Here is a 20,547-nt window from a genome sequence, read left to right on the forward strand (position 1 = left end):
GAGAAGTTACGCCCAGATCGCAGCCGATCGGCAAAATGCCGGTTTATCGCTTTCCCCGCCGCGCCTGACCGGGTAGCGTCCGGCCGAGTCGACAATTGGTGAGGACGATCCCATGAGTATCACAGCAAAACTGGAAAGTCTGGGCGTCAGCCTGCCCGACGCCCCCGCGCCTGCGGCAAACTATGTGCCGTTCGTGCGTATGGGCAACATTGTTTACGTGTCGGGCCAGATTTCGAAGGCGGATGATCTGATCACCGGCAAGCTGGGCGACGACATGGATGTCGAGGCCGGTGCAGCGGCGGCAAAGGTCTGCGCCATCAACCTGTTGGCACAAGTCAAAGCGGCCTGTAGCGGCGATATCGAAAAGCTGGTGCGCGTGATCAAGCTGACCGGTTTTGTGAACTCGACCGCTGATTTTACCGCGCAGCCGCAGGTGATTAACGGCGCGTCCGATTTTCTGGTCGAGGCGCTGGGTGATGCCGGGCGTCATTCACGATCAGCCGTCAGTGCCGCATCCCTGCCGCTGGGTGTCGCGGTTGAGATCGAAGGAATTTTCGAGGTCCAATGACCCCCAGACTGCCACCGGAATTCCTGCAGGTCCCGATTGCGCATCGGGCCCTGCATGACACGTCGGACAACTGCCCGGAAAACAGCCGGGCGGCGATTCAGGCGGCAATTGATGCCGGGTACGGGATCGAGATCGATCTGCAATTGACCGCGGACAATCGTGCGATGGTCTTTCACGACTATGACATGGCGCGTCTGACCGGCCAGCCCGGCCCGATCCGGCGGATCACCTCGGCGCAGGCGGCGGACACCCCATTGCTGCACGGCGATGACGGTATCCCCGCACTGGACGAGGTGCTTGCGATGGTCGCTGGAAAAGTGCCGCTGCTGATCGAGCTCAAGGATCAGGATGGCGCGATGGGCACCGATGTCGGCCCGCTTGAGGCGGATGCCGTGCGGGCCTTGCAAGGTTACGAAGGTCCGGTGGCGCTGATGTCCTTCAACCCAAACAGCGTGGCCGAACTGGCCCGGTTGGCCCCGCATCTGCCGCGCGGGATCGTAACCAGCAGTTATGATCCGCAGGACTGGCCGCTGTCTGACAAAATCTGCGACCACTTGCGCGGCATTCCGGATTTCGACAGGGTCAATGCCAGTTTCATCAGCCATGAGGTCACGGATCTGGACCGCCAACGCGTCGCCGAGTTGAAAGCTCAGGGAGTCCCTATTCTGTGCTGGACCGTGCGCTCGCCCGAGCAAGAGACACAGGCCCGCACCGTTGCCGACAATGTGACCTTCGAAGGGTATTTGGCCCCGCATCCGGGTTGAACCCACCCCCGACCGTCACAGATAAAGGTCAGACGCGGAGGGCACATGGATCAGGCGCAAATCGAGGTTCAGGTCGTAGGCACGCTTTCGCAGATTTCTGCGGTCGAGTGGGATGCCTGCGCGTGTCCCGAAGCTGCCGATGGCGGGCGCCCGCTGGATCCGTTCACCACCCATCGGTTTCTGCTGGCGCTGGAAAACAGCGGCTCGGTCGGGCGGGGCACTGGCTGGCAGCCGCAATATCTGACCTGCTATCTGGACGGGATGCTGATTGCGGCGGCACCGATGTATGCCAAGTCGCACAGTCAGGGCGAATATATCTTCGACCATAGCTGGGCACATGCCTATGAAAACGCGGGCGGGCGCTATTACCCGAAACTGCAGATTGCCGTGCCCTTTACCCCCGCAACCGGGCGGCGGTTTCTGGTGCGTCCGGGCTATGAAGCGATTGGCATGTCGGCGCTGGTGCAGGGTGCGGTGCAGTTGGCGGCAGACAATCGGGTCTCATCAATCCACGCGACTTTTTGTACCGAGGATGAGGCGTTGGCGGGCGAACAGATGGGCCTGATGCTGCGCCAATCGCAACAGTTCCACTGGCTGAACGACACCTATGCCGATTTCGACGGGTTTCTGAACGCCCTGTCCTCGCGCAAGCGCAAGAATATCCGCAAGGAACGGGCGCAGGCAAACGGGTTTGGCGGTGAGATACGCACGCTGACCGGCGATGATCTGCGCCCCGAGCATTGGGATGCGTTCTGGCGGTTCTATCAGGACACCGGCGCGCGAAAATGGGGCTCGCCCTACCTGACGCGGCAGTTCTTCGATATCGCTCAGGATACAATGGCGGATGATATGGCCTTGGTTCTGGCCGAGCGCGACGGGTATCCGATTGCCGGGGCGCTGAACTTTATCGGGCGCGAGACGCTGTTTGGTCGGTACTGGGGCTGTGTCGAACATCACGCCTGCCTGCATTTCGAACTGTGCTATTATAGGGCCATCGACTTTGCCATCGCTCAGGGCCTGCAGCGGGTCGAGGCGGGCGCGCAGGGGGAACACAAGCTGGCGCGCGGTTACCTTCCGGCGCGCACCTACAGCCTGCATTGGGTCGGCGATCCGGGATTTGCCGATGCCGTCAAAAAATATCTGGACGCCGAAGGCCGCGCGGTGGGAGAAGAGATTGAGATTCTGACGGATTACGGCCCGTTCAGAAAATCGAACCCGGAGGAACAGCAATGACCGAGCTTTTGTCGACCGAGACCCGTGGCCCCCTTCTGGACCCGCTGTTCAACAATGGCTGGACCATGGTCGAAGGCCGGGACGCGATCACCAAGACCTTTATTTTCGACAATTTTGTTGCCGCCTTTGGCTGGATGACACAGGTGGCGATCTGGGCCGAGAAATGGAATCACCACCCCGAATGGTCCAACGTCTACCGCACGGTCGAGGTGACCCTGTCCACCCATGACGTCGGCGGGTTGTCCGCGCTGGACGCCAAGCTGGCGCGCAAGATGGACAGCCTGATCTAGCCCCGATCCCCGCGCGATCCCATTCCGCCGGCCAATGAGGCTGCAACGCCCATCTGCTGGAACTCGGCCGGGGTGACGGTGCCGTCGCTGACATTGATATTTCCGGGGATGCGGGTTGTGCGGTTGCCCACCTGCCGCACGCTGCGTGCAGCCGGATTAATATCAAGGCATTTGGTATTGTAGCAGGTCAGCCCGCTGAGATTGATCTGAATGCGGGGTTGACCGTCCGGCCCCGTGACAACAGGGGCTTGCGGTACATCACAGGCCGCAAGTGCAACAAGCGCCCCAAAGGCGATCCATTTGTTCATAGCGCGCTCCTGTTCAGAGTTGGCCTAGTCCAGTCGTTCGTTTCCGTCCTGATCGGCAGAGGTGAAGTCGCGACCCATCTGCGCGTCGTACTCTGATCTTGAGATAAAGCCGTCGCCGTTGTGGTCAACGTCCCGGATCTGATTGATGTCCAGAAACGGTTTGGCTTCGTCCAGACCCAACGTGCCGTTCTTGTCCTCGTCCATCGTTTGAAAGGCGTAATCGGAAAAGGCGTTGAACTCGTCCTTGGACAGAAACCCGTCATTGTTGGCGTCAATGTTGTTCAGTTCTTTTTCGTGCAACTCGGCCACGGTTTCCGCGCTGGCTGCACCCGCCAGGGCGACAGTCGCGGCAAGAATAAGTGGTTTCATTTTCAATCCCCTCAACATGCGAATCTCTGCCCTTCAAAACCGCCCGCAGCAGCGCCCGCCGCTGTCAGGATTGTCTTACCAGACCCGCCGCCGAACTGGTTGCCGATTGCGCCGCCGATCAATGCGCCGCCCAAGGTTCCGCTGAGGCAGGCAATCTCGTGCTGGCGCGCGGCTTGTTGTTGCGGGGTGGGGGCCGGACCGCAGGCGGCCAAAACGCCTGCGCTGACGGCAATTAGGGAAATAAATCTGAGGCTCATAAATCAACTCCCGTGTTCTATGCGCCAAGTATTCGCGCAACGGGGCGTTGTATCAAGTTAATTTGGGTTCATCTGGCCCCGACGATGCCGGGGCCGTCAGGGTTCAGATCACGTCCAGCAGCCCCTCGCCCGCGGAAACCTCGCACGCGCCGGGGTTTTCTTCCAGGTTCAGGGCTGTGACGGTGCCGTCTTCGACCAGCATGGCATAGCGTTTGGACCGTGCGATCAGCCCGGCAGGCGGGGCGTCGAAATCCATGCCGATCGCCTTGGTGAACTCGGACGCTGCGTCGCCTAGCAGGGTCAGGCCCGCCTCGGTTGCGCCGGTGGCTTCACCCCATGCTTTCATCACGAACGGGTCGTTGACGGACACGCAGATGATCTCATCCACGCCCTTGGCGTCGAACTGGTCTTTGGTGCGCATGAAGCTGGGCACATGCGCTGAATGGCATGTCGGAGTGAACGCGCCGGGTACGGCAAAGATCACAACTTTGCGGCCTTTGGTCTTGTCTGAAATCCGCACCTCTTCCGGGCCGTTCGCACCCAGTTGAGTGAGAGTCGCATCTGGTAGCTGGTCACCTGTCGAAATCATTTATAGCACTCCTGTTGATTGGATTTGCAGAGTCGGGTTCAGCCGCAATATAGGTGACCACGTGGATGAGACCACGGGAATTCGACAGGGTGGGAGGAACATGAGCCATATTGTCGTGATCGGTGCCGGGCAGGCCGGGGCATCTTTGGTTGCGCGCCTGCGCAATGATGGGTTTGACGGGGATATCACCCTGATCGGGGCCGAGCCGCATCTGCCCTATCAGCGCCCGCCCTTGTCCAAGGCCTATCTGCTGGGTGAGATGGAGCTGGAGCGTCTGTTCCTGCGGCCCGAAAGCTTCTATGCCGACAACAACATCACTCTGCGTCTGGGCCGGCCTGTTACGGCGATTGATCCGCAGGCCAAAACCGTGACCGTGGGCGATGACGTCATCTCGTATGACGAACTGGCGCTGACCACCGGATCGGACCCGCGTCGCCTGCCCGCTGCGATCGGTGGCGATTTGCAGGGCGTGCACGTGGTGCGCGATCTGGCCCATATCGATGAGATGGAGCCTCGCGTCACGGACGGTGCGCGTGCCCTGATCGTGGGCGGCGGTTATATCGGGCTTGAGGCCGCAGCCGTCTGCGCCAAGCGCGGTGTGAAAGTGACCTTGGTCGAGATGGCCGACCGCATCCTGCAACGGGTCGCGGCCCCCGAGACCAGCGACTATTTCCGCGCGCTGCATACGGAATACGGCGCCGATATCCGCGAAGGCGTCGGGCTGGATCGTCTGGTCGGTGACAATGGCAAGGTGGTTGGCGCTGTTCTGACCGACGGAACCGAGCTTGAGGTGGATTTTGTAGTAGTGGGCGTTGGTATCGCCCCCGCGACCCAACTGGCCGAGATGGCGGGGCTGGAACTGGACAACGGGATCAAGACCGATGCCCATGGCCGCACCTCGGACCCGTCGATCTGGGCCGCCGGGGATTGCGCGTCCTTCCCGCATGGCGACACGCGCATCCGTCTGGAAAGCGTGCCCAACGCGATCGATCAGGCCGAGATCGTAGCCCAGAACATGATGGGCGCGGCCAGGGATTATGTGGCAACACCGTGGTTCTGGTCGGATCAATTCGACGTCAAACTGCAGATCGCAGGCCTGAACACCGGCTATGATCGCGTCGTGACCCGGCAGGGCGAAGGCCAGAGCGTGTCCTTCTGGTATTACGACGGCGACCGGTTGATTGCCGTGGACGCGATGAACGATCCGCGCGCCTATATGGTCGCCAAACGGTTGATCGAAATGGGAAAAACCGCCGATCCGGCCATTGTGGCCGACCCGGATGCGAACCTGAAACCGCTGCTCAAGGCGTGAGGATCATTGCCGGAGAATTCCGGGGCCGGGCTCTGGCCTCGGTCGGCAAGGGGGACGCAGGCGCGCATCTGCGTCCCACCACCGACCGCGTGCGCGAAAGCCTGTTCAACGTCCTGACCCATCAGATCGTTTTCGACGGCCTGCGCGTGCTGGACCTGTTCGCAGGTACCGGCGCGCTGGGCCTTGAGGCGCTGTCGCGCGGTGCGGCCCATGTCACGTTTGTCGATGACGGGCGGGTGGCGCAGGGATTGATCCGAAAGAATATCGACCTGACCCGCAGTACGGACCGTACCGATCTGATCCGCCGCGATGCAACGCGGCTGGGCGACAACCCGGATGCCCCTTACGATTTGATCTTTCTGGACCCGCCATACGGCAAGGCCATGGGCCAAAAGGCCCTGGCCAGGGCGGTCGAGGGCAATTGGATCGCCCCGGACGCACTGATCGTGTGGGAGGAAAACGCCCCCATGACCGCGCCGGACGAGTTCGATCTGCACAGCGCCCGAAAGTATGGCGACACGCATATCTCGCTGATGTGGCGCAGCGCGGAAAACTGACGCTGATCCGCAGCAAGGCTGGATTCACATTCCCGTGATCGACCCTGCCAAATGGTTAATGCCCTATTTTGCGGAGGTTCGGGACACATTTTGGGCCAGAATCGCCGGTAGCCGAAATTGAGTTTAGCAACCCGGACAGTGAGTACCTGAATGTTTTCCAAGACCCTTCCAGCCCTGCTGATCGGCTGTGCCGCCGCCTCGGCCAGTGTGGCCGAAACCCAGATCGACATGGATGATTTCTTCGTCAACTGCATCTCAGACGTCAACAGCGAGGGTGTGACGCTGGTGCGTTCGGGTGGATCCGACAAAGGCTACATCATGACAACTGACGTGCAGGGCGAGGCGGATATTTACCCCGGCCTGGACAGCATGACATTCCTGCTGATGCAGGATACCGGAGTGATCACCTTTGTCGTCGATTATCACAGCATGGAATATGACATGATGGTCAAGGGGGCGGGGCAGCAATTTGACAGGGGCACATGCTCGGCATCCTGAACGGGTTGTGACCGGTTCGGTGCACTTGACCCAACACTCTGACAAGGCGAACTGTTTCAGATTGAAACGGCGCGCGCGGATTGCTGCTGAGCGTGGAATTGCGCAGGGGCCTGCACTGGGCTAAGCCGGGCGCAAAATCCGCGGAGGCTTCATGCACGATCTGGTCATCTTCGATTGCGACGGCGTTCTGGTCGATAGCGAACCGCTGTCCAATCAGGTTCTGGTGGACAATCTGGCCCGGTACGGCCTGGACCTGACACTGGAAGACAGCGTCGGGTTTTTCCTCGGCGGGACAATGGCTGGCGTGCGGGACAAGGCGCGTGCGTTGGGGGCCGATTTGCCGGATGACTGGATCAATGAGGTCTATGCGGAAACCTACGAGCGTTTGCGTCAGGGTGTGGCATTGATGCCGGGTATTCGGGACCTGCTGGATCGGCTCGATAAGCACGGGATTCCGTTCTGCGTGGCCTCGAATGGCAGCCCGGACAAAATGGCGATCACGCTGGGCCAGAACGGGCTTTGGGATCGGTTTCAGGGTGCCATGTTCTCGGCCCACCAACTGGGAACCGCAAAACCGGACCCCGAGATGTTTCTGCTGGCCGCGCAGCATTTTGGCGCATCCGCCCCGGTTGTAATCGAAGACAGCCATAACGGCGTCACAGCCGCGATGCGCGCGGGCATGCGGTGTCTTGGCTTTGCGCCCGAAGGGGGTGGTGCCAAACTGTCAGAGATTGGCGCAGAGGTCTTCACCGACATGGCCGAAGTGCCGCGCCTTTTGGGAATTTGACCCTTCCGTGCTAGTGTCTTGGTCATGGACCGCGCACTGACACCACCGATTTGGTCATTCTCACAAGAGGCTGAGGCCACACCGGCCCCCGAGCGCAAGCCAATGCGCGCGCCGGTTTTTATCAACGACGCGCTAACGCCCTGGGGTCACGAAACCCTGCTGCTGAAACTGCTGCGCGACCAGGCCGCCGATCACGAAGAATAGGTCGGGTGGAACTTGCCGCCGGGTGACAGGGTAAAGATTTCGACCCCATCCGCCGTTACACCCACCGAATGCTCGAACTGCGCCGACAGCGACTTGTCGCGGGTCACGGCGGTCCAGTCATCGGCCAGCGTCTTGGTCTCGGGGCGGCCCAGATTGACCATCGGCTCGATGGTGAAGAACATACCCTCTTCCAACACGGCCCCGGTGCCCGGGCGGCCATAGTGCAGGACGTTGGGCGGGGCGTGGAACACCCGGCCCAGCCCGTGACCGCAGAAATCGCGAACAACGCTCATCCGGTGCGCTTCGACATAAGCCTGAATCGCATGACCGATATCGCCGAAAGTGTTGCCCGGCTTGACCATCTCGATGCCCTTGAACAAGGCGTCATGGGTGACCTGGATCAGACGTTCAGCCTTGCGTGGCAGCTTGCCCGCAACATACATGCGCGAGGTATCACCGAACCAGCCGTCAACGATGACGGTCACGTCGATGTTCAGGATGTCACCATCCTTGAGCTTTTTCTCACCCGGAATGCCGTGACAAACCACGTGATTCACGCTGATACAGCTTGCGTGCTGATAGCCCTTGTAGCCGATGGTCGCCGAGGTCGCGCCCGCGTCTTCGACCATTTGGGTAATCAGCTCATCAATCGCGCCGGTCGTCTGACCGGGAAACACATGCTGGGCAATATCGTCGAGTATCCGCGCAGCCAAGGCCCCTGCCGCATGCATGCCGGCAAAGTCACCCTGTTCGTAGATGCGGATACCGTCTTTTGTCAGACGGCCACGATGGTCTTTCATCGACGCTAAGCTCCAAATGTTTCGCGCAGCCCCTTACTTACGCTGCTTGCGCAGAAAGTTCCAGAGGGTGCGGGGTCGCGGGAAGAGTTTACGGATCAAACTGAAGCGCTATTGATTGGCCAAGCGTTTCGCATGCACCATATACAGGTTTTCCAATATGTCCTTTGGACACTGAATTGTTGTGGTGTTCAATTCTTCCCGACAAAACGTCAACATCCTCAACAATAATGTTGGTTCAGTAGAGTCTACAAAAACCTTGTCGCTGTCGATACCGGGAATATCCGAAAATGTAAGTGTTGTAAAAGTCGGTGCGACTCCAAAAGACGTGTGCATAAGAGTATTTGCACACCGTTTCTGTTCATCGTTTGATAAATTGACATCGATGACTTGCACAGTTGCTTCAATGACGTTGCTGCTACTGGTTGACCAATTCCCATAGCAACCAGGTCTACTCATCTTCAGACCGTTGCAGACTGCACGACGAACCTGAAGCGCGGAGTTGGTAAAATCTACATCAATGTCTTGCGGGAATAGTGTATCCTTCACCTCGCGATTTTCGGTTTCGAGGTTTTGGAATATCAAAATCAGGTTCGATCCTCCACTCAGTGAGTTTTGGGAAAGAAACCATGTATCAGGGTCTCCCATCATTCGCAGATCGCTACCGGCATTGTCAGCAAGTATCTTAGCCAAAGAGGCTGAGTAGAATGCCGTATCTGGAGAAACTTGCCCTGCAATTTGCATGACAATTTCCTCCGACCAGAAACTCAACTGATCAACTTCCAAGTTTTCCTTTGTATACCGTGCAATCGGATCGTCCAAAATCGAAGAAGGTGCGGCACTATCAGCAGAAAGCTCGGTTGCCAATAATACGTTGAAAAACAAATAGCTAATCGTCCAAATTTTCATCTTCAATTACCTTTGTACGCTGTTTGATCTCATTTAATTGGATGGAGCAGTTAGGTGTTTGTTGGCAACTACCCAAACACCTTCCGGCGTAATCCGTGTCCCATAGACCAACCGCTCAACGCCCTTCGCCTGTGCTGCCTCAAACGCCGCCGCATAGGCCGGGTCGATATCCGCGGCCAGCGCAAATCGGTCGCAATCGGTGCGCTGCACCAGATACAGCATGATCGCCCGGTGCCCCTGCGCGGCCATCGCCGCAAGTTCGCCCAGATGCTTGGTGCCGCGCGCGGTTACGCTGTCGGGGAACTCGGCCAGACCGGGTTGGCGGGACAGGGTGACGCTTTTGACCTCGACATAGGCGTCGGGCAGGCCAGGCGCGCTCAGCAGAAAGTCGATGCGGCTGTTTTCGCCGTATTTCACCTCGGGGCGGACGGTTTCATAGGCGGCCAGTTCGGGGATTTCACGCGCCTCCAACGCCGCACGCAAGGCCTTGTTCGGGACCGATGTATCGACCCCGGTGAAATGCCCGTTTTCGTGATCGACCAGTCGCCAGCCATATTTCAGCTTTTTCTTCGGATCGTCATTGGGCTCCAGCCAGATTTTCTGGCCCGGCTCGGCCAGCCCCATCATCGAGCCGGGATTGGCGCAATGGGCTGTAACCTCGCGCCCGTCCTCCAGCGTGCAATCGGCCAGAAAGCGTTTGTAGCGGCGGATCAGGCGGGCGGGGACAAGAGGGGTTTCAAATCGCATGCCCCACGGCCTATACCTGCCCCAGGGGTCGATCAAGAGGAAGAGCGCCATGGCCAATCCAACCGCTGCAATGCTGGTGATCGGGGATGAGATTCTCTCGGGCCGGACCCGCGACGCGAATATGCACTATCTCGCCGGAGAGTTGACCAAACAGGGCATCGACCTGAAAGAGGTCCGCATCGTCAGCGACGACGCGCCCGAGATCGAAGGGGCCGCAAAGGCGCTGTCCGACCGGTACGATCATGTGTTCACCAGCGGTGGCATTGGCCCGACCCATGACGATATTACCGCCGATTGCATCGCGCGGGCCTTTGGGGCGCATATCGACATTCGCGATGATGCGCGGGCGCTGTTGCAGGCGCATTACGACAAATCCGGCCTTGAACTGAACGAGGCCCGCCTGCGCATGGCACGCATCCCGGACGGGGCGATTTTGATCGACAACCCGGTCTCGACCGCGCCGGGCTTTACCATCGAAAACGTGCATGTGATGGCCGGGGTGCCGTCGGTGTTTCAGGCCATGGTGGCCAGTGTTTTGCCCAAGCTGACCGGTGGCAGCCCCCTGTTGTCGCAGACCCTGCGGGTGAATCGGGGCGAGGGCGATATCGCAGCGACCCTCTCCGCGCTGGCCGAAACCTATGATGACCTGACAATCGGGTGCTACCCGTTCCAGATCAACGGTGTCTTTGGCGCAAATGTCGTCATTCGCGGTACCGAGGGCACCCGGATCGACGCCGCCATGACCCAACTGGCGAAAGAGCTGGAGTTGTGAACGTCAACTGGGCCGACATTGTCGACGGCACCTGGCCCGCGGCCCGCTATGAACGGCTGGGCCCGTTTCAATTGCGCGAAGGGCAGGGCGGTGGCTCGCGGGTGTCGGCGGCCAATGCGTTTGGCCCTGTCAGCGACACGGATATTGAAGCAGCCGAACAGGCGATGCTGGCCATGGGGCAAAAGCGCATCTTTTGCCTGCGTCCGGGGGACGAGGCGCTTGACGCGCAGCTTGCCGCACGAGGGTACGAGGTGCTGGATCCGGTCAACATCTATTCCTGTCCGGTATCCCATCTGACCGACCAGCCGATCCCGCGTGTCATGGTGTTCACCGTCTGGGAGCCGCTTGCGATCATGCGGGATCTCTGGGCGACCGGGGGTATAGGGCCGGAACGCATCGCCGTGATGGAGCGCGTCAAAGGCCCCAAGATCGGCCTGTTGTTGCGGCATCAGGATCAACCCTGCGGGGTCGCTTTTGTTGCTATTCATGACGGTGTTGCAATGCTTCATGCGCTGGAAATTCTGCCCGATCACCGCCGTCAGGGCATGGGCCAGTGGGCGGTGCGGGGTGCCGCGATCTGGGCGCGCGAACATGGTGCCGAAACCTTCAGCGTGATCTGCACCAAGGTGAACGACGGGGCAAATGGCCTGTACCAAGCGCTCGGGATGGAGATCGCGGGCGAATACCATTACCGTCAGCTTATCTAACACAGAGGTTTTCGTGACACATCAAGACATGCCTACCGCGCTGGACCTGCCCATGGTAGACCCGCTGCCGCCCGAGACGCAGAAATACTTTGATATCTGCGTCGAGAAACTGGGCATGGTGCCAAATGTGCTGAAGGCTTATGCCTTTGACATCGACAAGCTGAACGCCTTTACCACCATGTATAACGACCTGATGCTGGCAGATAGCGGGTTGTCAAAGCTGGAACGCGAGATGATTGCAGTGGTCGTCTCATCCATCAACAAGTGCTTCTATTGCCTTGTGGCCCACGGGGCTGCCGTGCGGCAGTTGTCGGGCGACCCAAAGCTGGGTGAGATGCTGGTGATGAATTACCGCGTCGCGCCGCTGGACGACCGCCAACGCGCCATGCTGGATTTCGCTGCCCGGATGACCAAAGCCAGTACCGAAATTGAAGAGCCCGACCGCCAGCGTCTGCGCGATGTCGGGTTCTCTGACCGGGATATCTGGGACATTGCCAACGTGACCGGGTTCTTCAACATGTCCAATCGCGTGGCCAGCGCCACGGCTATGGTTCCAAACCCCGAGTATCACGCACAGTACAGATGATCCGAACGCTAAGCCTTTTGACCGTGATCCTGGCCAGCCCGCTGGTTGCGCAGGAACTGACGCTGCCGCAATCCGCACAGCAGATCAGTCAGCGGATTTCACCGCTGGACAGCTATGATCTGCCAACCGGGCCATTCGCAGATGGAGCGGTTCCGGCCCGAACGGTCGAGGGGCAGGTTGAAAGGGTCACATGGCGGTTGCAGGCCGGGTCCAGCACGACGCTGCAATTGCTTGCCCCGTTGCGCGACCAGATCGAAGCGCAGGGGTATGACATTCTGTACGAATGCGAGGCCCGCATTTGCGGCGGCTTCGATTTTAGGTTCGGCACCGAAGTGGTGCCAACGCCGGATATGTATGTCGCCATTCAGGACTATCGGTTTCTGTCCGCGCAGAAGGGATCCGAGGTGCTGAGCCTGCTGGTCAGCCGGAATCCGCCGGATGGCTATGTGCAGATGATCCGGGTAACTCCGGTTGATGCGCCGGCCCCGGCACCTGTCGTGATCGATCAGAGTGTGGATGGGGCCGGCGGTTTGCTGGCTGAATTCCAGCAAACCGGTCATGTCATTCTGGACGACCTGCACTTTCGCACCGGCGAGGTTGCGCTGGGCGAAGGCCCCTTTGCCTCGCTCGCGTTGCTGGCCGGGTTCCTGACGGATAAGCCGGACACGCGGCTGGCGCTTGTGGGGCATACCGACGATACCGGCGCCTTGCAGGCCAATATCGCAGTCAGCAAGCGCCGGGCCGAGGCCGTTCGAACCCGTCTGATCGAGGCGCATGGCGTGGCCGCCGACCGGATCGAGGCGCAGGGCGTCGGCTATCTGGCCCCCATCACCTCAAACGCCACCGCCGAGGGCCGCGATGTCAATCGCCGGGTCGAGGCTGTATTGCTGGTCAACTGACGCATAAAAAAAGACCCGCACCAAAAAAGCGCGGGTCGCTAAAGTTCACCGGGAGAATTTACCAATCCATCGGGCCCTTTTCGTTGAAGGACTCGACCAGAAAATCAATGAAAGCCCGCACTTTCGGCTGCGTGAAACGCCCGGGCGGGTAGACGGCGTAAACACCCTGAACCTCATCCGGCAGCGACGGCATCGCGTCCAGCACCTGGCCGGATTTCAACGCATCCGCATACAGATAGCTGGGCAGATAAGCGATCCCGAGGCCCGAGATCGCAGCATTCAGCAGGGATTGCCCGTCATTGACGCTGAGCCAACCGGCGGTGCGCACCTGACGCTTTTCGCCCGATGGCGCGGTCAGTTTCCAGACATTGCCCGAAGACTGGCTGGAATAATGCAGCAACTTGTGTTCGTTCAGGTCGTCGATCTTCTGCGGACGTCCGAATTTCTCGATATAGCTGGGGGCCGCAACCATGCGTTTGACGGTTTCCGTGAGTTTGCGCGCGCGCAGGGTGCTGTCTTCCAGCTCACCAATGCGCACGGCCACGTCAAACCCTTCGGAAATCAACTCAACATAGCGGTTGTTCAGCACCATGTTGACGGTGATATCCGGGTAAGCGGACAGGAATTCGGACAGAACAGGGGACAGGTGATTGACCCCGAAATCCGTCGCGACGCTGATCCGCAACAGGCCTGACGGGGCCGATTGCATCGAGGTAACCAGTGCATCCGCCTCGCCCGCGTCATTCAGAACGCGGCGCGCGCGGTCGTAATAGGCCAATCCGATTTCAGTTGGGGACACCCGGCGCGTTGTGCGGTTCAGCAGCCGCGCACCCAGACGCGCCTCAAGGCTCGAGACGTGCTTGGACACGGCCGATTTGGAGATGCCCATCTTCTTGGCCGCATCGGTGAAGCCACCCTGGTCCACCACGTTGGCGAAGGCTTCCATTTCGGTCAATCGATCCATACTCGTTCCCCAGGTCTTACGTTCGACGTCAGTTTTGACGCTCAATCTGGGCGGAAACGGGGCAGACATGGGATAATATCAGGGTTTTGAATCGGATCGTTTGCAGTTCAGAAACGTTGAAACAATGGTTTCCGATCCAATAACACCCCGGTCAAACGGTGATTTCTAGACATTTTTTCATTTGTGCTATGCTGAGAATGGCATTTTTGTGTCCTGGGAGGAGATCATGAAATCACTATTTGCCATTGTCGCGTTTTGTCTGTCCGCTGGTCTGGCCCTGGCCCAAGCGCAGACCCCATCCAGCCCTGACGCCAAGGTCTATTTCGTGAACCTTGCGGATGGGGACACGGTTCAATCGCCGGTGACGGTGGTCTTTGGCCTGAGCGGTATGGGCGTCGCGCCAGCCGGGACCGAGGCCGAGAATACCGGCCATCACCATCTGCTGATCAACCGCCCGCCGATTGGCGAAGGCGAGGACGGCGCGGATGAGCTGGCTTATGGCCTGCCCGCCGACGACAATCATATGCATTTCGGCGGCGGTCAGACCGAGGTGACGCTGGACCTGCCCGCAGGCCAGCACACTCTGCAATTGGTGCTGGGCGATGCGGGTCATGTACCGCACAACCCGCCGATTGTGTCCGAGGTGATTACGATTACGGTCGAGTAGACGCCCAGATACGCCTGTTTACTTTCACGCTGATGTAAGGAACTCTCCGACGTGTGATCGGAGGGTTCCATGTCGCTTGAGTTTCTTCTTACATCGCTGATCGTCGTGCTGTTGCCGGGTACGGGCGTGATCTACACGCTGGCCATCGGGCTTGGCCGGGGGTTTCGCGCCAGCGTTGCGGCGGCGGCAGGCTGCACGCTTGGGATTGTGCCCGCCGCTGTGGCCAGCATTATCGGGCTGGCCGCGCTGCTGCACACCAGTGCGCTGGCGTTTCTGGTGCTCAAATACCTTGGTGTACTCTACCTGTTCTATATGGCCTGGGGCATCGTCCGCGAGGGCGGCGCGATGGAAGTGAGTGCCGAGAAATCGACCACAGGCTACTTTAAGATCGCGACGACCGGCACGCTGATCAACGTGCTGAACCCCAAGCTTTCGCTGTTCTTTCTTGCGTTCCTGCCGCAATTCCTGCCCACGGACACGGCGCATGCGGGTCTGGCGCTGGTGCAACTGGCGCTTGCCTTCATGGCGATGACTTTTGTTGTGTTCATCGCCTATGGGGCCTGCGCGGCGCTGGCGCGGGATTACATCATTCATCGCCCATCTGTGATGGCTTGGATCAAACGCTGCTTTGCAACGGCTTTTGGCGCGCTTGGGGTGAAGCTTGCACTGTCTGACTGACCGGGCCTAAAGCCCGGCCGCCAGACGTGTGCCCTGATTGATTGCCCGCTTGGCGTCCAGTTCCGCCGCGACATCTGCGCCGCCGATCACGTGCGGAGTGATGCCCCGTTCGATCAGCGCGTCTGCCAGACTGCGCTCGGAGACCTGACCGGCACACAGCACGATGTTGTCGGCTGCGATCAAGGTCGGGTCCGCGCGTTCCTCGCCAAAGCTGACATGCAGGCCGTCTTCGTCAATGCGTTCGTAGTTCACGCCGCCGACGAAATTGACATCTTTCATCTTCAGCGTCGCGCGGTGAATCCAGCCGGTCGTCTTGCCCAGCCCTTTGCCGTGCGCCTGTTTCTTGCGCTGCAACAAGGTGACCTGACGCGCTGGGGCCGCAGGCTGCGGGCCTTCGGGCGCAAGGCCCGCGCGGTGGTCTTCCGGGTCTGTCACGCCCCATTCCTTCATCCACAGCGGCAGATCGGTGGTGGCGCTGTGGCCGTCTTCCAGCAGAAACTCCGAAACGTCGAAGCCGATGCCGCCCGCGCCGACAACGGCGACGGATTTGCCAACCTCGGCCTTGCCGCGCAGCACGTCGATATAGCTGAGGACATTGTCCCCATCCTGTCCCGGAATCTGCGGATCACGCGGAGTGACGCCGGTTGCGATGACCACCTCGTCAAAGCCGGTCAGGTCGTCGGCACCAACCTCGCGGTTCAGTTCCACGTTCACGCCCAGATCGTCCATCATGGTGCGGTACCAGTCGACGAGGCCCCAGAACTCCTCTTTCCCCGGCACCTGTTTGGCCATGTTCAACTGCCCGCCGATCTCGGACGCGCGGTCGAACAGGGTCACGTCATGGCCGCGCTGGGCAGCGGTCATTGCGGTGGACAGGCCAGCCGGACCTGCGCCGACGATGGCGACCTTTTTCACGGTATCAGTCGCAGCAATCACCAGTTCGGTTTCGTTACAGGCGCGCGGGTTGACCAGACAGGTGGTCAGCTTGCCGCTGAACGTGTGGTCCAGACAGGCCTGATTACAGGCGATGCACGGCGCGATCTGCGCGGACTGACCGGCAATGGCCTTGTTCACGAATTCCGCATCCGCCAGCATCGGCCGCGCCAGCGAGACCATATCAGCGCAGCCGGTCGACAGGACTTCTTCCGCCACTTCCGGCGTGTTGATCCGGTTCGAGGTGATAACTGGGATCGACACCTTGCCCATCAGCTTTTTCGTCACCCAGGCAAAGGCCGCGCGGGGAACGCTGGTGGCAATGGTCGGAATCCGCGCCTCGTGCCAGCCGATGCCGGTATTCAGGATCGTCGCACCCGCTTTCTCGATCTCTTGCGCCAGTTGCACAACCTCGTCATGGGTCGAGCCGTTGGGGACCAAATCGATCATCGACAGGCGATAGATGATGATGAAATCTGTTCCCACCGCCTCGCGCGTGCGGCGCACGACCTCGATTGGCAGGCGGATGCGGTTCTCATACGAGCCACCCCAGCGGTCGGTGCGCTTGTTGGTGTGGGTCACAAGGAACTGGTTCAGGAAATAGCCCTCGGACCCCATGATCTCGACCCCGTCATAGCCTGCCTTCTGGGCCATTCGGGCCGCATTCACGATGTCGCTGATCTGTTTCTCGATACCCTCTTCGTCCAGCTCATGCGGCGGGAAGGGCGAGATTGGGGATTTCACCGGGCTGGGGGCCACGCATTTCGGGCCATAGGCATAGCGGCCCGCGTGCAGGATCTGCATGGCGATCTTGCCGCCCGCCTGATGCACACGTTCGGTCACGATGGAATGGTTTGCCACCTCTTTGTCGTTGGTCATCATCGACGCCCCCGGCAAAACCGAGCCTTCCAGATTCGGACCGATCCCGCCCGTCACCATCAGCGCCACGCCACCGCGCGCCCGGTCGGCATAAAACTCGGCCACCCGGTTCCAGTCGCCGGTCTCTTCCAGTCCAGTGTGCATCGAGCCCATCAGCACGCGGTTTTTCAGCGTGGTAAAGCCCAGATCCAGCGGGGCCAGCATGTTTGGGTACGCAGTCATGGTGAAACTCTCCCTCCCGTCTCCGCGTTTTAAATTGACGTTCACGTCAACTTTGTCACGCGAAACCTAACGTCACCCCCTATGCTACCGTGGCGGCGCTTGTTAGAGGTGGGCAAAACAACCTTGCGAGGCCGTGCATGACCCCTGATCAGATCGCCAAACTGCCCTATCGCCCCTGCGTTGGTCTGATGCTGATGAACGCCGATGGGCAGATCTTTGTCGGTCAGCGCAACGATCGCCACAAGGACGCCTGGCAGATGCCGCAGGGGGGTGTGGACAAGGGCGAAGACCCCCGCGATGCGGCGCTACGCGAGCTGTGGGAGGAAACCGGCGTCACCTCTGATCTGGTCGAGGTTGTGGCCGCAACCGATGGCTGGCTGCCCTATGATCTGCCGCATGACATCGTGCCCAAGATCTGGAAAGGCCGCTATCGCGGGCAAGAGCAGAAATGGTTCCTGCTGCGCTTCACGGGCCGCGACGATCAGATCAACATCGAAACCGAACATCCTGAGTTCACCAAGTGGAAATGGCAGGACCCGGATCGGCTGATTGAAGAAATTGTGCCTTTCAAGCGTGACGTCTATGAACAGGTGGTGGCTGCGTTTTCCGAACATCTGGGCTGATCACCGCCCCGCACGTTGGCGTGAGGGGGCGTAGTCGCGTCCTGAGACCCCCTTTAGCTTGGGGTCCATGAAAGACACCTTACCCGAACCGATCACAGCCAAACCCGCCGGACGCCGATTTGAAGGCCCAGACCGACGCGCGCCCTTGCGCGACGGTTTGAAAGGGTGCGGTGAGTTTGGGGCCACTCAAACAGCAGGCCGGTTCTACCCGATGGCCTGCGTTGCGCTTGAGGTGACGCAGCGCTGCAATCTGGACTGCACGCTGTGTTACCTCTCGGACCGGGCCGAGATGACCTATGATCCGCCGCTGTCGGTCCTGTTTGCGCGGATTGCGACAATCAACAGCCACTATGGCCGTGGTGCATCGGTACAGCTGACCGGCGGCGACCCGACCCTGCGCAAAACCGAAGACCTTGAGGCGCTGTGCCGCGAGATCAAGCGGTTGGGCATGCGGTCCTGCCTGATGACAAACGGCATCCGCGCCAGCCGGGCGTTTCTGACCCGTCTGGCGGCGGCCGGTCTGGATGATGTCGCGTTCCATGTCGATATGACTCAGGACCGCAACGGGTTCGAATCAGAGGCTGAACTGAACACTGTGCGCGAAAAATACCTTGCCCGCGCCCGTGGCTTGGGTGTGCGGGTCCTGTTCAACACGACGGTGTTTGGCGGCAACTTTGGCGATCTGCCCGATCTGGCGCGGTTCTTCCGGGACCAGCCCGAGGTTGCCTTTGTCTCGTTCCAGATGCAGGCCGATACAGGGCGCGGCGTGCTGCGCGCCCGCCCGGATGCCATCACGCAGGACAGTGTGATGCGCGCGATCGAGCGTGGATATGGCACGACACTGGATTTTGATGCGGCTTCCGTCGGTCATTCTGCCTGCAACCGCTACGCCAGCGTCCTGACCGCCGGGGGGCGAGCGGTCTCCTTGCTGTCGAACGCCAAGCTGGTGCAGCAGGTGATCGCCGCGTTGGAGCGGTTGGACACGGGGCGCGAGGCGCATCTTGTGATCCGGTCCACGGTCCGTCGGTTGGTGCTGCGGCATCCGGTTTTGGCGGTGTGGGCGGTGGCGCATTTGGTGGCCTCGGTCGCCCGACTTGGCCCGGGCTTGCTCCGCGGTCGGGTGCGGCGGCAGGCGGTGTTCATCCACAACTTCATGGCGGCAGATGCGTTAGAGGCGGATCGCTGCGCCTCATGCGTGTTCATGGTGGCGACCGGGAACGGACCCTTGTCCATGTGCGTCCACAATGCCCAGCGCGATCAGCATCTGGCCGCTCCGGATCGGATCGATAGCCCGATGGGAACCTATTGGTGGAACGCGGCGATGCGAGGGTTGTCGTCGCGGCCGGAAATTCCTGCGCTGGGCGACCCGGCCCATGCGCCGCTGAAGCGATTGAAGGGGCAGATGCGTCTGACCCGCCGGGACCGAAAGGATGCCTCGTGAAAAAGCTGCTGATCGTCTTGCTGCTGCCTTTGCTGGCGGCCTGCGCCAGTGTCGAACGGCTGGCCCTGCCACCTGCCGAGGCCTTGCCGGGCAACGCCCTGACCCGCAGTGCCCCGCCGCCCGGGCAGCGCGTGAATCACAGCGATTGGAGCGCGTTTCTGTCCCGCTATGTCGCGCCCGATGCGCAGGGGGTGAACCGCGTGGCCTATGCCAGCGTCACCGCGTCTGATCGTGATCGTTTGGATGAGTATCTGGGGCAATTGCAATCCGTTGACCCGGCACGCCTGACACGCGATCAGCAACTGGCCTATTGGATCAACCTCTACAACGCGCTGACCGTGGATGTCGTCCTTGAGGCTTATCCGGTCGACTCGATCCGCGACATCACCGACGGGCCGCTTTCCTTTGGCCCATGGGATCGCCCCCTGGCCACGGTCGCAGGGCAGAGTTTGACGCTCAACGATATCGAACACCGGATCATCCGCCCCGGATTTGATGAGCCGCGCATCCATTACGCGCTGAACTGCGCCGCCGTGGGCTGCCCGAACCTGATGGATCGGGCGTGGGAGGCCGGAACTCTGAAACAAGACCTCGCCGCAGCCGAGCGGGCCTATATCAACGACCCGCGCGGCGTGCGTTTTGATGATCGCGGGGGGCTGATCCTGTCCAAGATCTATATCTGGTTCCGCGAGGATTTCGGAGCGAATGAGCAGGACGTGCTGACCTATATCCAGACCGCAGCCGCCCCTGAATTGCGCGCCAGATTGCAAGAAGTCCGGCGCGTTAAGGCTTATAGATACGACTGGGCGCTGAACGGCGCGGCGGCGGGGTCATAAAGGCGCGGGATCAAGGCCGAAAGGCCGCCGCGCCAGCGCCGACCCGCCCCCACGGGGCGGCGCTTTTGCACCGTCAATCTCTGTTTTACCCGCGCAGTTGGTTGCACCATTAAGTGCGAGGTTCAATTGGTACAAGCGCCACCCCGCAGGT

Annotated in this window: 27 protein-coding genes; 18 read left to right on the top strand and 9 right to left on the bottom strand. The window is 60.4% G+C overall.

All coding sequences use genetic code 11. The annotated features are described in order from the left end of the window. Nucleotides 1-112 precede the first annotated feature (112 nt). From ACR0MO_RS10890 to ACR0MO_RS10905, 4 genes are read left to right on the top strand one after another with little or no spacing between them, the layout of a single operon-like run. A complete protein-coding gene (locus tag ACR0MO_RS10890) occupies nt 113-568 on the top strand; it encodes a RidA family protein (protein ID WP_480891186.1) in 456 nt (151 codons plus the stop codon). Next, the gene (locus ACR0MO_RS10895; protein WP_480891188.1) at nt 565-1,332 is read left to right on the top strand and encodes a glycerophosphodiester phosphodiesterase family protein; all 768 of its coding nucleotides are present in this window, start codon (nt 565-567) and stop codon (nt 1,330-1,332) included. Before ACR0MO_RS10890 ends, ACR0MO_RS10895 begins: the two co-directional genes overlap by 4 nt. Before the next feature lie 45 nt (nt 1,333-1,377). Then, entirely contained in the window at nt 1,378-2,565 is a 1,188-nt protein-coding gene (locus ACR0MO_RS10900) for a GNAT family N-acetyltransferase (RefSeq protein ID WP_170453593.1), read from the top strand. Next, a complete protein-coding gene (locus ACR0MO_RS10905; protein WP_170453594.1) occupies nt 2,562-2,855 on the top strand; it encodes a 4a-hydroxytetrahydrobiopterin dehydratase in 294 nt (97 codons plus the stop codon). Before ACR0MO_RS10900 ends, ACR0MO_RS10905 begins: the two co-directional genes overlap by 4 nt. On the opposite strand, the gene ACR0MO_RS10910 is transcribed toward ACR0MO_RS10905, so the two are convergent. The 4 genes from ACR0MO_RS10910 to ACR0MO_RS10925 form a co-directional block, all read right to left on the bottom strand. Beyond that, on the bottom strand, nt 2,852-3,163 hold the full coding sequence (locus ACR0MO_RS10910) for a hypothetical protein (RefSeq protein ID WP_170453595.1): 312 nt from the start codon (nt 3,161-3,163) through the stop codon (nt 2,852-2,854). The genes ACR0MO_RS10905 and ACR0MO_RS10910 overlap by 4 nt on opposite strands. 24 nt (nt 3,164-3,187) lie before the next feature. Further along, entirely contained in the window at nt 3,188-3,532 is a 345-nt protein-coding gene (locus ACR0MO_RS10915) for an EF-hand domain-containing protein (protein WP_480708411.1), read from the bottom strand. A gap of 11 nt (nt 3,533-3,543) precedes the next feature. Next, nucleotides 3,544-3,789 (bottom strand): glycine zipper 2TM domain-containing protein, encoded by a 246-nt coding sequence (locus ACR0MO_RS10920; RefSeq protein ID WP_170453597.1) that lies wholly within the window; start codon nt 3,787-3,789, stop codon nt 3,544-3,546. Between the two features lie 103 nt (nt 3,790-3,892). Further along, nucleotides 3,893-4,378: a peroxiredoxin family protein gene (locus tag ACR0MO_RS10925; protein WP_170623267.1), complete on the bottom strand. Its 486-nt coding sequence runs from the start codon at nt 4,376-4,378 to the stop codon at nt 3,893-3,895. Nucleotides 4,379-4,478: 100 nt separating this feature from the next. Between ACR0MO_RS10925 and ACR0MO_RS10930 the strand changes: the two genes are divergently transcribed. From ACR0MO_RS10930 to ACR0MO_RS10950, 5 genes are all read left to right on the top strand, one after another. Then, nucleotides 4,479-5,690 carry an NAD(P)/FAD-dependent oxidoreductase gene (locus ACR0MO_RS10930; RefSeq protein ID WP_480891191.1) on the top strand — a complete coding sequence of 404 codons (1,212 nt, stop codon included), beginning with the start codon at nt 4,479-4,481 and terminating at the stop codon, nt 5,688-5,690. After that, nucleotides 5,687-6,247, top strand: a complete 561-nt coding sequence (gene rsmD / locus ACR0MO_RS10935) for a 16S rRNA (guanine(966)-N(2))-methyltransferase RsmD (protein WP_480891193.1) — start codon at nt 5,687-5,689, stop codon at nt 6,245-6,247. Before ACR0MO_RS10930 ends, rsmD begins: the two co-directional genes overlap by 4 nt. 150 nt (nt 6,248-6,397) lie before the next feature. After that, nucleotides 6,398-6,745, top strand: coding sequence for a hypothetical protein (locus ACR0MO_RS10940; protein WP_480780731.1), 348 nt, complete (start codon nt 6,398-6,400; stop codon nt 6,743-6,745). Nucleotides 6,746-6,896: 151 nt separating this feature from the next. Continuing rightward, nucleotides 6,897-7,532, top strand: coding sequence for an HAD family hydrolase (locus tag ACR0MO_RS10945; protein ID WP_480891196.1), 636 nt, complete (start codon nt 6,897-6,899; stop codon nt 7,530-7,532). 24 nt (nt 7,533-7,556) lie between these two features. Continuing rightward, nucleotides 7,557-7,736 carry a hypothetical protein gene (locus tag ACR0MO_RS10950; RefSeq protein ID WP_480891199.1) on the top strand — a complete coding sequence of 60 codons (180 nt, stop codon included), beginning with the start codon at nt 7,557-7,559 and terminating at the stop codon, nt 7,734-7,736. Here the strand turns inward: ACR0MO_RS10950 and map are convergent. The 3 genes from map to sfsA all read right to left on the bottom strand — a co-directional run bounded on the left by map (nt 7,724) and on the right by sfsA (nt 10,189). Continuing rightward, nucleotides 7,724-8,536, bottom strand: a complete 813-nt coding sequence (map, locus tag ACR0MO_RS10955; protein WP_480708409.1) for a type I methionyl aminopeptidase — start codon at nt 8,534-8,536, stop codon at nt 7,724-7,726. The genes ACR0MO_RS10950 and map overlap by 13 nt on opposite strands. A gap of 108 nt (nt 8,537-8,644) precedes the next feature. Further along, the gene (locus ACR0MO_RS10960; RefSeq protein ID WP_480891202.1) at nt 8,645-9,442 is read right to left on the bottom strand and encodes a hypothetical protein; all 798 of its coding nucleotides are present in this window, start codon (nt 9,440-9,442) and stop codon (nt 8,645-8,647) included. Nucleotides 9,443-9,475: 33 nt separating this feature from the next. Continuing rightward, the gene (gene sfsA / locus ACR0MO_RS10965) at nt 9,476-10,189 is read right to left on the bottom strand and encodes a DNA/RNA nuclease SfsA (protein ID WP_480708407.1); all 714 of its coding nucleotides are present in this window, start codon (nt 10,187-10,189) and stop codon (nt 9,476-9,478) included. Between the two features lie 49 nt (nt 10,190-10,238). On the opposite strand from sfsA, the gene ACR0MO_RS10970 reads away from it, so the two are divergent. Genes ACR0MO_RS10970 through ACR0MO_RS10985 form a run of 4 tightly spaced genes read left to right on the top strand, consistent with a single transcriptional unit; the run spans nt 10,239 to nt 13,153 of the window. Continuing rightward, a complete protein-coding gene (locus tag ACR0MO_RS10970) occupies nt 10,239-10,961 on the top strand; it encodes a molybdopterin-binding protein (RefSeq protein WP_170623257.1) in 723 nt (240 codons plus the stop codon). After that, a complete protein-coding gene (locus ACR0MO_RS10975; protein ID WP_170623255.1) occupies nt 10,958-11,668 on the top strand; it encodes a GNAT family N-acetyltransferase in 711 nt (236 codons plus the stop codon). Before ACR0MO_RS10970 ends, ACR0MO_RS10975 begins: the two co-directional genes overlap by 4 nt. A 28-nt stretch (nt 11,669-11,696) precedes the next feature. After that, a complete protein-coding gene (locus ACR0MO_RS10980) occupies nt 11,697-12,254 on the top strand; it encodes a peroxidase-related enzyme (RefSeq protein ID WP_480583912.1) in 558 nt (185 codons plus the stop codon). Beyond that, the gene (locus ACR0MO_RS10985; protein ID WP_170623253.1) at nt 12,251-13,153 is read left to right on the top strand and encodes an OmpA family protein; all 903 of its coding nucleotides are present in this window, start codon (nt 12,251-12,253) and stop codon (nt 13,151-13,153) included. The genes ACR0MO_RS10980 and ACR0MO_RS10985 overlap by 4 nt, the downstream gene beginning before the upstream one ends. 58 nt (nt 13,154-13,211) lie before the next feature. On the opposite strand, the gene ACR0MO_RS10990 is transcribed toward ACR0MO_RS10985, so the two are convergent. Then, complete coding sequence (locus ACR0MO_RS10990) at nt 13,212-14,117, bottom strand: LysR family transcriptional regulator (protein ID WP_170453610.1); 906 nt, start codon at nt 14,115-14,117, stop codon at nt 13,212-13,214. A 226-nt stretch (nt 14,118-14,343) separates the two neighbouring features. Here ACR0MO_RS10990 and ACR0MO_RS10995 point away from each other — a divergent pair, with 226 nt between their 5' ends. Continuing rightward, nucleotides 14,344-14,784 carry a DUF4399 domain-containing protein gene (locus ACR0MO_RS10995; RefSeq protein ID WP_170521267.1) on the top strand — a complete coding sequence of 147 codons (441 nt, stop codon included), beginning with the start codon at nt 14,344-14,346 and terminating at the stop codon, nt 14,782-14,784. Nucleotides 14,785-14,853: 69 nt separating this feature from the next. After that, nucleotides 14,854-15,462: a LysE family translocator gene (locus ACR0MO_RS11000; protein WP_170453612.1), complete on the top strand. Its 609-nt coding sequence runs from the start codon at nt 14,854-14,856 to the stop codon at nt 15,460-15,462. A 6-nt stretch (nt 15,463-15,468) separates the two neighbouring features. Here ACR0MO_RS11000 and ACR0MO_RS11005 read toward each other — a convergent pair whose 3' ends face one another. Then, nucleotides 15,469-17,496, bottom strand: a complete 2,028-nt coding sequence (locus ACR0MO_RS11005; protein ID WP_480891205.1) for an FAD-dependent oxidoreductase — start codon at nt 17,494-17,496, stop codon at nt 15,469-15,471. A gap of 137 nt (nt 17,497-17,633) precedes the next feature. On the opposite strand from ACR0MO_RS11005, the gene ACR0MO_RS11010 reads away from it, so the two are divergent. From ACR0MO_RS11010 to ACR0MO_RS11020, 3 genes are all read left to right on the top strand, one after another. Then, a complete protein-coding gene (locus ACR0MO_RS11010; RefSeq protein WP_170453614.1) occupies nt 17,634-18,119 on the top strand; it encodes an RNA pyrophosphohydrolase in 486 nt (161 codons plus the stop codon). 67 nt (nt 18,120-18,186) lie between these two features. Then, a complete protein-coding gene (locus tag ACR0MO_RS11015; protein WP_480891208.1) occupies nt 18,187-19,560 on the top strand; it encodes a radical SAM protein in 1,374 nt (457 codons plus the stop codon). Beyond that, nucleotides 19,557-20,396, top strand: coding sequence for a DUF547 domain-containing protein (locus tag ACR0MO_RS11020; RefSeq protein ID WP_170453616.1), 840 nt, complete (start codon nt 19,557-19,559; stop codon nt 20,394-20,396). Before ACR0MO_RS11015 ends, ACR0MO_RS11020 begins: the two co-directional genes overlap by 4 nt. Nucleotides 20,397-20,547 lie beyond the last annotated feature (151 nt).

This window comes from Ruegeria sp. K5 (genome assembly GCF_056531805.1).

Bases quoted from the DNA above. Each gene is read 5' to 3' on its own strand.
- ACR0MO_RS10990 (WP_170453610.1), bottom strand. From the start codon at position 14,117: ATGGATCGATTGACCGAAATGGAAGCCTTCGCCAACGTGGTGGACCAG.
- ACR0MO_RS10945 (WP_480891196.1), top strand. From the start codon at position 6,897: ATGCACGATCTGGTCATCTTCGATTGCGACGGCGTTCTGGTCGATAGC.
- ACR0MO_RS10910 (WP_170453595.1), bottom strand. From the start codon at position 3,163: ATGAACAAATGGATCGCCTTTGGGGCGCTTGTTGCACTTGCGGCCTGT.
- ACR0MO_RS10995 (WP_170521267.1), top strand. From the start codon at position 14,344: ATGAAATCACTATTTGCCATTGTCGCGTTTTGTCTGTCCGCTGGTCTG.
- ACR0MO_RS10940 (WP_480780731.1), top strand. From the start codon at position 6,398: ATGTTTTCCAAGACCCTTCCAGCCCTGCTGATCGGCTGTGCCGCCGCC.
- ACR0MO_RS11005 (WP_480891205.1), bottom strand. From the start codon at position 17,496: ATGACTGCGTACCCAAACATGCTGGCCCCGCTGGATCTGGGCTTTACC.
- ACR0MO_RS10890 (WP_480891186.1), top strand. From the start codon at position 113: ATGAGTATCACAGCAAAACTGGAAAGTCTGGGCGTCAGCCTGCCCGAC.
- ACR0MO_RS10960 (WP_480891202.1), bottom strand. From the start codon at position 9,442: ATGAAAATTTGGACGATTAGCTATTTGTTTTTCAACGTATTATTGGCA.
- ACR0MO_RS10915 (WP_480708411.1), bottom strand. From the start codon at position 3,532: ATGAAACCACTTATTCTTGCCGCGACTGTCGCCCTGGCGGGTGCAGCC.
- ACR0MO_RS10925 (WP_170623267.1), bottom strand. From the start codon at position 4,378: ATGATTTCGACAGGTGACCAGCTACCAGATGCGACTCTCACTCAACTG.
- ACR0MO_RS10980 (WP_480583912.1), top strand. From the start codon at position 11,697: ATGCCTACCGCGCTGGACCTGCCCATGGTAGACCCGCTGCCGCCCGAG.
- ACR0MO_RS10895 (WP_480891188.1), top strand. From the start codon at position 565: ATGACCCCCAGACTGCCACCGGAATTCCTGCAGGTCCCGATTGCGCAT.
- ACR0MO_RS10970 (WP_170623257.1), top strand. From the start codon at position 10,239: ATGGCCAATCCAACCGCTGCAATGCTGGTGATCGGGGATGAGATTCTC.
- ACR0MO_RS10900 (WP_170453593.1), top strand. From the start codon at position 1,378: ATGGATCAGGCGCAAATCGAGGTTCAGGTCGTAGGCACGCTTTCGCAG.
- ACR0MO_RS10950 (WP_480891199.1), top strand. From the start codon at position 7,557: ATGGACCGCGCACTGACACCACCGATTTGGTCATTCTCACAAGAGGCT.
- ACR0MO_RS11000 (WP_170453612.1), top strand. From the start codon at position 14,854: ATGTCGCTTGAGTTTCTTCTTACATCGCTGATCGTCGTGCTGTTGCCG.
- ACR0MO_RS10920 (WP_170453597.1), bottom strand. From the start codon at position 3,789: ATGAGCCTCAGATTTATTTCCCTAATTGCCGTCAGCGCAGGCGTTTTG.
- sfsA (WP_480708407.1), bottom strand. From the start codon at position 10,189: ATGCGATTTGAAACCCCTCTTGTCCCCGCCCGCCTGATCCGCCGCTAC.
- ACR0MO_RS10905 (WP_170453594.1), top strand. From the start codon at position 2,562: ATGACCGAGCTTTTGTCGACCGAGACCCGTGGCCCCCTTCTGGACCCG.
- ACR0MO_RS11010 (WP_170453614.1), top strand. From the start codon at position 17,634: ATGACCCCTGATCAGATCGCCAAACTGCCCTATCGCCCCTGCGTTGGT.
- ACR0MO_RS10930 (WP_480891191.1), top strand. From the start codon at position 4,479: ATGAGCCATATTGTCGTGATCGGTGCCGGGCAGGCCGGGGCATCTTTG.
- ACR0MO_RS10985 (WP_170623253.1), top strand. From the start codon at position 12,251: ATGATCCGAACGCTAAGCCTTTTGACCGTGATCCTGGCCAGCCCGCTG.
- ACR0MO_RS11015 (WP_480891208.1), top strand. From the start codon at position 18,187: ATGAAAGACACCTTACCCGAACCGATCACAGCCAAACCCGCCGGACGC.
- map (WP_480708409.1), bottom strand. From the start codon at position 8,536: ATGAAAGACCATCGTGGCCGTCTGACAAAAGACGGTATCCGCATCTAC.